Source organism: Methylobacterium sp. WL116 (assembly GCF_008039455.1).
In the GTDB taxonomy this organism is placed as follows: Bacteria; Pseudomonadota; Alphaproteobacteria; order Rhizobiales; family Beijerinckiaceae; genus Methylobacterium.
Genome location: NZ_VRUV01000384.1, coordinates 1 through 4,388, shown reverse-complemented (window position 1 = coordinate 4,388; position 4,388 = coordinate 1). Strand labels below are relative to the sequence as shown.

Genomic DNA, 4,388 nt, shown 5'->3' with positions numbered 1-4,388 from the left:
GCGCTGCGCCCGCATCCAGGACGGGCGCCGGGCGAGGCCGGCCGCCAGCGCCCCGGCCGTGGTGGCGATGACGACGCCGAAGGCGAGGTTGAGGGCGATGTGCATCAGGCCGAGCACCAGGGTCTGAGCCAGCACGCTGCCGTGGCCGGGGATCACGAATTGCGGCAGCAGCGCGAGGTAGAGCAGCGCCGCCTTGGGGTTCAGCAAGGTCGTGGCCAGCCCCATCGCGAGCACCCGGCATGGGCCGGCCTGCGGCAGGTCCGCGGCCTGGAACGGCGAGACGCCCCCGGGGCGCACTGCGGACCAGGCGAGGAGCAGCAGGTAGGCCGCCCCGGCGAGCCGCAGGGCATCGTGGGCGTAGGGCACCGTCGCAAGCAGTGCCGTGATCCCGAAGGCGGCGCAGGCCATGTAGAGCAGGAACCCCAGCGCGCTGCCCACCAGCGAGACCAAGCCGGCCCGGCGCCCCTGCGCGATCGAGCGCGAGATCAGGTAGATCATGTTCGGCCCCGGCGTGATCGCCAAGCCGAGGATCACCGCGCCGTAGGCGACGAGGGTGGGATGGTCGGGCATCGTCGGGCTCCTGCCGCACGCTTCGTGGCGGCGCAGCCCCGGATTTCCCATCGGCCCTTCGATCGGTAAAATACCATCTCAAGATCCCTGTGATACGGCTGGGCTATCGAAGTGACCGTGGACGTCCGGTTGATCCGGCACCTCTGGCTGTTCCTGGCGGTGGCCGAGGCACGGCATTTCGGGCGTGCCGCCCAGCGGCTCGGCATGTCGCAGCCCCCGCTGAGCGAGGGCATCCAGACCTTGGAGCGGATGCTGGGCGCGCGGTTGTTCGACCGCGACCGCCGCGGCGTGCGGCTCACGCCCGCGGGCGCCGCGATCCTGCCGGCGGTGCAGGTCTTCGCCGGCCAGGTCGAGCGCTTGGAGCGGGCCGTGCGCGAGGCGGTCGCAGGCCGGACCGGCACGCTGACCGTCGGCGCGATCAACTCGGCGCTTCTGGAGGACTTGCCGCCGATGGTGGCGCGCCTGCGTGCGGCCCAGCCGGGGCTGACGATCGCCGTGCGCGAGATCGACAGCGTCGAGGCGGTGCCGCTGATCGAGGCGGGCGAGATCGATCTCGCCTTCGCGCGCCTGGAAGGGGAACTCGGCCCGAACATCCGCTCGCGGCCGGTCGCCACCGATCGTCTCGCCGTCGCCCTGCCGCGCGATCACCGGCTGACCGGGATGGCGGCGGTCCCGCTGGCGCTGCTGGCCGATGCGGATTTCGCGATGTTCGCTCGCCGCTCCAGCCCGGTCTACTTCGACCGGGTGACGGCAGCCTGCCACGCGGCGGGGTTCGCGCCGCGCATCGTGCACGAGGTCCGCGCCGTGACCTCGCAGATCGCCTTCGTGGCCTGCGGGCAGGGTGTCGCGCTGGTGCCCCTGCGCTTCGAAGGGCTCGCCCCGCCCCAGGTCGTGATCCGACCGCTGGCCGAGAACGTCGAGATCGTCGCGGCGGCCCTGGTCTGGTCGGACGCCCGCAGCAATCCTCTGGTCGACGCGGCCATCGCGTCGTTCACGGAGCCGACCGGATGAGGCTTCCCACCCCGAGCCGTCCTTCCGGTCACGACACCGGGCCCGACCGGAGCCGCCGCCGCTACAGCCGGAAATCCTCGCCGAGGTAGAGCCGGCGCGCGTCGGCGTTGGCGACGATCTCCTCCGGGGTGCCCTCGGTGAGGATGCGGCCGGAATGGGCGATGTAGGCGCGGTCGATCAGGCCGAGCGTCTCGCGGACGTTGTGGTCGGTGATCAGCACGCCGATGCCGCGCTGCTTCAGGTGCTTGACGAGGTCCTGGATGTCGCCGACCGCGATCGGGTCGATGCCGGCGAAGGGCTCGTCGAGCAGCATGAAGGTCGGCGACGAGGCCAGCGCCCGGGCGATCTCGCAGCGCCGCCGCTCGCCGCCCGAGAGCGCGATCGACGGGGACTTGCGCAGGCGCGCGATGTCGAATTCCTCGAGCAGCGAATCGAGCTTCCTCGCCCGCGCCTTGCGGTCGGGCTCGGCGACCTCGAGCACGGCGCGGATGTTGTCCTCCACCGTCAGGCCGCGGAAGATCGAGGCTTCCTGCGGCAGGTAGCCGATGCCGAGGCGCGCGCGCTGGTACATCGGCAGGTGGGTGATCGCCAGGCCGTCCAGCGTGATGTGGCCGCGGTCGGCCGCCACCAGCCCGGTGATCATGTAGAAGATCGTGGTCTTGCCGGCGCCGTTCGGCCCGAGCAGGCCGACCGCCTCGCCGGTCCGCACCGTGAGCCCGGCCTCGTGCACGACGGTGCGCGCGCCGTAGCTCTTGCGCAGGCCGCGGACGCTGAGGATGCCGGGGCCGCCCTCGACCTCGGACGGCGCGGCCTCGGGCCGGGCGCGGCCGAGCACCCGCCCGAGCCAGGACGGGCGCGGGCTCGCGGTCTCGGACCGGTGCGGGGAGAGGGCCTGACCGCCGGGGACGCCGATCGAACCGCTCAATTGGCCTGGGCCCGCGTCTTGCCGTCGGACTTGCCGTCGCCCTTGGCGGCATCCGTCTTGGCTGCGTCACCCTTGGCCGCGTCACCCTTGGCGGCGTCGGCCGGCTTCGGCGCGGTCCTGGCGATGCCGGCGGGCTGCGCGCAGCCCTTGGCGGGCTTGTCCTTCTCGGCCTTCTCGCCCGGCACGAACAGGGCGGAGACGCGCCCGCCCGGCACCGGGTCCATGTTCGCGCGGCCGGTGTTCATGTCGTAGACGAGGCGTTGGCCGCGGGTGACGTTCTGGCACTGGCTCAGCACGACGTTGCCGGTGAGCACGATGCGCTTGGCCGCCTGGTCGAACACCGCGCTGTCGCCGGTGGCGACCTGGTCCTTCTGCACCACCGTGACCGGGCCGGCGCATTCCACCTTCTGGATGCCGTTCTCGCCCATGCCGGCCGCATCCTTGGGCTTGTCCTCGGCCTCCGCGGCCGGGCTCGCCTTGTCCTTGGCGTCCTTGTCCTTGCCGCGCTTGTAGTGGACCGTCATCGTCGAGCAGCGGATGGTGCTCTCGCCCTGCACGGCCACGACGTTGCCGGCGAAGATCGCCTTGCTCTCGCGGTCGAACACGTCGAGCCGGTCGGCGTCGATCTTGATCGGCTCCTTGCCGCCGCCCATCGATCCGAACGGCGAGGTCGGATCCTTCTTCGGCGCCGCCGCGACGGCCGGCTTCTCGGCCCGGGCGGGCGCGACCGGCAGCGCAACGGAGAGAAGCGACGCGGCTGCGAAGGCGGCGGCGAGCCGCGCCGGCAGACCGGACAGGCCCGTCATGGGCGGCCGTCCGTCGGCTCGGCCGAGGAGGTGAGGACGCGCAGGGGCGCCTTGGCCGGCTCGGCCTTGTCGTCGGCCTTCGCGTCCTTGGCCTTGTCCTGGTGGAACACGGTGTGGACGTTGCCGATGAACGAGATCACGCGGCCGTTCTCGACCACGTCGAGCCCGTCGGCGACCACCTGGCCGCTCGGCACCGACACGGTGACGGTCTCGGCCGATTTCACGCTGCCGGCCTTGAAGTCGACGGCGGCCGATTGCAGCCGCGCCTCCTCGCCCTTGTCGGTCCAGATCCGGATGTCCTGCTTGAGGTCGAGCGCCTCGCGGGTGGTGTCGAACAGCCCGGTCGCCGCCTCGATCCAGGCGAGGCCGCCCTTGTCGTCGGTGGCGACGTGGCCGCGCATCGCCTCGAGCTCGATCAGGCTCGGCTTGCGCATGTCCTGCAGCGCGGCGGTGGCGGTGACCTCGTAGCCGCGGTCGCCCTTGCGGAAGCCGGAGAGCTTCGGGTTCTCCATCCGCACCTTGGTGCCCGACAGCGTCACCGGCCCGACGCTGACGCCGGGGATGACGGCCGCGAACGGGTTGAACAGCCAGGCTCCGAGCGCGATCACCGCGCCGCCCGCGACCAGGGGCAGCACCCGGCGCAGCGTGCGCACCTGGGCGCTGTGGCGATGGGCGCGCGCATGCGCGCGGGTGCGGCGCAGGTCGGTCCGACCGCTCGCCTGGGCGTACCCGTTCATCTCGACCGCGTCGACGACCTGCATGACGATTCCGATGCGCGACGCTGGGGCGATGCGCCCGCGAGCCCGGCCCCGACGCTTCGCGCGCCGCGCCGACTCGTCCGGGATGCGCCCGGCCGATGGCGAAGTTATGGCCCAAGCGTTTCCGAATGTTCAACTGTCGCCTGCATCCGGAAGCCGTGCGGGCGAGGATTCGGCGGACGCGCCGTGCGTTCGCGCACGGCGATGGCGTGGCCGTTCCCGGATGGCGTGCGCTGCCGGCGCCCGACCCGCGCGGGCCGCTGTCGGACTGTCCTGCGACGCCCGATCGCCCGTCCCTCCCGCCCGGCGGGGGAAGGG

General features: G+C 72.5%; 5 protein-coding genes. 1 reads left to right on the top strand and 4 read right to left on the bottom strand.

The window, feature by feature from the left end:
- Window positions 1-570, bottom strand: a 570-nt coding sequence (locus FV223_RS21000; RefSeq protein ID WP_147728822.1) for a LysE family translocator, incomplete at its 3' end; no start/stop codon positions are given.
- A 117-nt stretch (window positions 571-687) separates the two neighbouring features.
- On the opposite strand from FV223_RS21000, the gene FV223_RS20995 reads away from it, so the two are divergent.
- Window positions 688-1,581 carry a LysR family transcriptional regulator gene (locus FV223_RS20995; protein WP_210246692.1) on the top strand — a complete coding sequence of 298 codons (894 nt, stop codon included), beginning with the start codon at window positions 688-690 and terminating at the stop codon, window positions 1,579-1,581.
- A 61-nt stretch (window positions 1,582-1,642) separates the two neighbouring features.
- Here the strand turns inward: FV223_RS20995 and lptB are convergent, their stop codons facing one another.
- The 3 genes from lptB to FV223_RS20980 form a co-directional block, all read right to left on the bottom strand.
- Window positions 1,643-2,416 carry an LPS export ABC transporter ATP-binding protein gene (gene lptB / locus FV223_RS20990; protein WP_243950730.1) on the bottom strand — a complete coding sequence of 258 codons (774 nt, stop codon included), beginning with the start codon at window positions 2,414-2,416 and terminating at the stop codon, window positions 1,643-1,645.
- 86 nt (window positions 2,417-2,502) lie between these two features.
- Window positions 2,503-3,312, bottom strand: coding sequence for an LptA/OstA family protein (locus tag FV223_RS20985; RefSeq protein ID WP_147728820.1), 810 nt, complete (start codon window positions 3,310-3,312; stop codon window positions 2,503-2,505).
- Window positions 3,309-4,073 (bottom strand): lipopolysaccharide-assembly, LptC-related protein, encoded by a 765-nt coding sequence (locus tag FV223_RS20980; protein ID WP_147728819.1) that lies wholly within the window; start codon window positions 4,071-4,073, stop codon window positions 3,309-3,311. The genes FV223_RS20985 and FV223_RS20980 overlap by 4 nt, the downstream gene beginning before the upstream one ends.
- Window positions 4,074-4,388 lie beyond the last annotated feature (315 nt).

What these genes read in the sequence shown, in the direction of transcription:
- FV223_RS20980 (WP_147728819.1), bottom strand. Translation starts at nt 4,073, where the DNA reads ATGCAGGTCGTCGACGCGGTCGAGATGAACGGGTACGCCCAGGCGAGC.
- FV223_RS20985 (WP_147728820.1), bottom strand. Translation starts at nt 3,312, where the DNA reads ATGACGGGCCTGTCCGGTCTGCCGGCGCGGCTCGCCGCCGCCTTCGCA.